The organism is Streptomyces sp. NPDC006265 (assembly GCF_040613555.1).
GTDB lineage: Bacteria > Actinomycetota > Actinomycetes > Streptomycetales > Streptomycetaceae > Streptomyces.
Map to the genome: position 1 here is coordinate 1 of NZ_JBEXSH010001055.1, position 2,763 is coordinate 2,763.

At 68.2% G+C, this 2,763-nt stretch carries 5 protein-coding genes; 4 read left to right on the top strand and 1 reads right to left on the bottom strand.

Going from position 1 to position 2,763, the window contains the following annotated elements; translation table 11 throughout:
• Nucleotides 1-88 precede the first annotated feature (88 nt).
• Complete coding sequence (locus tag ABZ281_RS45070) at nt 89-445, bottom strand: DUF1844 domain-containing protein (RefSeq protein WP_306923337.1); 357 nt, start codon at nt 443-445, stop codon at nt 89-91.
• 395 nt (nt 446-840) lie between these two features.
• Between ABZ281_RS45070 and infC the strand changes: the two genes are divergently transcribed.
• From infC to ABZ281_RS45090, 4 genes are all read left to right on the top strand, one after another.
• Nucleotides 841-1,491 (top strand): translation initiation factor IF-3, encoded by a 651-nt coding sequence (infC, locus tag ABZ281_RS45075; protein WP_356664149.1) that lies wholly within the window; start codon nt 841-843, stop codon nt 1,489-1,491.
• Between the two features lie 107 nt (nt 1,492-1,598).
• Nucleotides 1,599-1,793 (top strand): 50S ribosomal protein L35, encoded by a 195-nt coding sequence (rpmI, locus tag ABZ281_RS45080; RefSeq protein WP_003977225.1) that lies wholly within the window; start codon nt 1,599-1,601, stop codon nt 1,791-1,793.
• Nucleotides 1,794-1,891: 98 nt separating this feature from the next.
• A complete protein-coding gene (rplT, locus tag ABZ281_RS45085; protein WP_003989074.1) occupies nt 1,892-2,275 on the top strand; it encodes a 50S ribosomal protein L20 in 384 nt (127 codons plus the stop codon).
• Nucleotides 2,276-2,361: 86 nt separating this feature from the next.
• A partial coding sequence (locus tag ABZ281_RS45090; RefSeq protein ID WP_356664147.1) for an RNA methyltransferase substrate-binding domain-containing protein occupies nt 2,362-2,763 on the top strand: 402 nt, incomplete at its 3' end.

Below are 2,763 nucleotides of genomic sequence, written 5' to 3' on the forward strand. Positions count from 1 at the left end.
TACGTCCAGTACGAGGGCTTCCGGCCGGCACGCCGAGAGCACGCACCAAACGCCGCTCCTCAACGGGCAAATGTTGCCTGCCGCGGCACTAGCCGTAGACCGGGCCCGTGTACTTCTCGCCCGGCCCCTGGCCCGGCTCGTCCGGGACGAGGGAGGCCTCACGGAAGGCCAGCTGCAGCGACTTCAGGCCGTCGCGCAGGGGAGCCGCGTGGAAGGAGCTGATCTCGGTCGCCGTCGCGTCCAGCAGACCCGCCAGGGCGTGGACCAGCTTGCGGGCCTCGTCCAGGTCCTTGTGCTGCTCGCCCTCCTCGGTCAGACCGAGCTTCACGGCCGCGGCGCTCATCAGGTTGACGGCGACCGTCACGATCACCTCGACCGCCGGGACCTCGGCGATGTCGCGGGCCATGGCGTCGAAGTCGGGGGACTCAGGAGGGGTCTCACTCATGCCCCACACGATAGGCGCAGGGAGCGGGTGAACCCCACGTGACCCCGGCTCGCCCCAATTGGCCGTTCCTGGCCATTGCTGGTAACCTCATGTAACGACCGGTTGGACACGTGTGCCTCACAGCTCACGAGTTCGACCCACAAGTGGAGGCTTTCGAACTCCCACCCGATCACCCTCAGGGCGGCGGGTCACCGGTCAGGCGGTCCCGTCCCAGCGGCGGCGATCCGTCCGAAAGCGCGCCCCGCGGCTTCCCGCGGCGGTGCTCCGGTAGTTCGAGGAGCCCCGCCTGGGATCGTCCGGGGCATTTTTGTTGCTTCGACGCGGTTAGGTCTATCGAACACAGACGATACGCGGCCGTCCGCCAGACCGCCGCGTGGTGCTACCGAGGAGGATCCATCAGCGCCGAGCCCCGCATCAACGACCGGATTCGCGTTCCCGAGGTGCGACTTGTCGGTCCCAGTGGCGAGCAGGTGGGCATCGTCCCCCTGGCCAAGGCACTGGAGCTTGCGCAGGAGTACGACCTGGACCTGGTCGAGGTGGCGGCGACCGCCCGTCCGCCCGTGTGCAAGCTCATGGACTACGGGAAGTTCAAGTACGAGTCGGCCATGAAGGCCCGTGAAGCGCGCAAGAACCAGGCGCACACGGTCATCAAGGAGATGAAGCTCCGGCCGAAGATCGACCCGCACGACTATGACACCAAAAAGGGTCACGTCGTCCGGTTCCTCAAGCAGGGCGACAAGGTCAAGATCACGATCATGTTCCGTGGTCGCGAGCAGTCCCGGCCCGAGCTGGGCTACCGACTGCTGCAGCGTCTCGCGGAGGACGTGGCCGACCTCGGGTTTGTGGAGTCGAACCCGAAGCAGGACGGCCGCAACATGATCATGGTTCTCGGTCCGCACAAGAAGAAGACCGAGGCGATGGCCGAGGCTCGCCAGGCGCAGGAAGCCCGCAAGGCGGAAGCGAAGGCCAACCCCGGCAAGTCGCAGAACGCCGCGGAGACCGACGCGCCGGCCGAGGAGCCCGCCGAGGAACCCGCCGAGGCGTGACTCCCGGGACGCCAGTCCCAGGAAGCAACCGATACAAGACGACGCTCCACCGTGCCCGGTTTCGCGACCGGGCACCGGAGCGCCACCGACGAGGAGAGAACGGCGCTATGCCGAAGAACAAGTCGCACAGCGGTGCCAGCAAGCGCTTCAAGATCACCGGCTCCGGCAAGGTGCTGCGCGAGCGCGCCGGCAAGCGCCACCTGCTCGAGCACAAGTCGTCCCGTGTGACGCGTCGCCTCACCGGCAACGCCGAGATGGCCCCGGGCGACGCCGCGAAGATCAAGAAGCTTCTCGGCAAGTGACGTCCGGGCGCGTGAGCGCCGCACGTACGTCAGACCGGGACCCAATCGATTTCGGGTCGTGTGAGCACCCCCACGGCCCCGCTACAAGGAGTTAACAAGTGGCACGCGTCAAGCGGGCAGTCAACGCCCACAAGAAGCGTCGGGCGATCCTCGAGCAGGCCTCCGGCTACCGCGGTCAGCGTTCGCGCCTGTACCGCAAGGCCAAGGAGCAGGTCACCCACTCGCTGGTCTACAACTACAACGACCGCAAGAAGCGCAAGGGCGACTTCCGTCAGCTGTGGATCCAGCGCATCAACGCCGCTGCCCGCGCCAACGGCATGACCTACAACCGCTTCATCCAGGGTCTGAAGGCCGCGAACGTCGAGGTCGACCGCAAGATCCTGGCCGAGCTGGCCGTCAACGACGCCGGTGCGTTCGCCGCACTCGTCGAGGTCGCCCAGAAGGCGCTGCCGAGCGACGTGAACGCGCCGAAGGCTGCGTGACACCGGCTCGAGCCGATGTGACTGAAGGACCCGCAGGCCGGATGGTCTGCGGGTCCTGCTGTGCAGCTACCCAGAAAGCGAACCGGATGCCTCCCGCGACCCCCGAGCTCATCTCCCCCCGCTCTCCCCGCGTCCTGGCGGCGCGGCGGCTGGCCAAGCGGAACTTCCGGGGGAAGGACCGGCTGTTCCTCGCGGAGGGACCGCAGGCCGTGCGCGAAGCCGCCGGGCACCGGACCGGGGACGCCGCCACACTCGTGGAGCTGTTCGCCACGCCGGAGGCCGCCGAGCGCTACGCCGACATCATCGGTGCGGCCCGGGACGCCGGAGCCCGCGTGCACCTCGCCGCCGAGCAGGTCATCGCCGACATCTCCACCACCGTCACCCCGCAGGGCCTCGTCGGTGTCTGCCGGTTCCTGGACACGCCCTTCGAGGAGATCCTCACGGCCCGCCCGCGGCTCGTGGCCCTCCTCGCCAACGTCCGTGACCCC

What these genes read in the sequence shown, in the direction of transcription:
- rpmI (WP_003977225.1), top strand. Translation starts at nt 1,599, where the DNA reads ATGCCGAAGAACAAGTCGCACAGCGGTGCCAGCAAGCGCTTCAAGATC.
- ABZ281_RS45070 (WP_306923337.1), bottom strand. Translation starts at nt 445, where the DNA reads ATGAGTGAGACCCCTCCTGAGTCCCCCGACTTCGACGCCATGGCCCGC.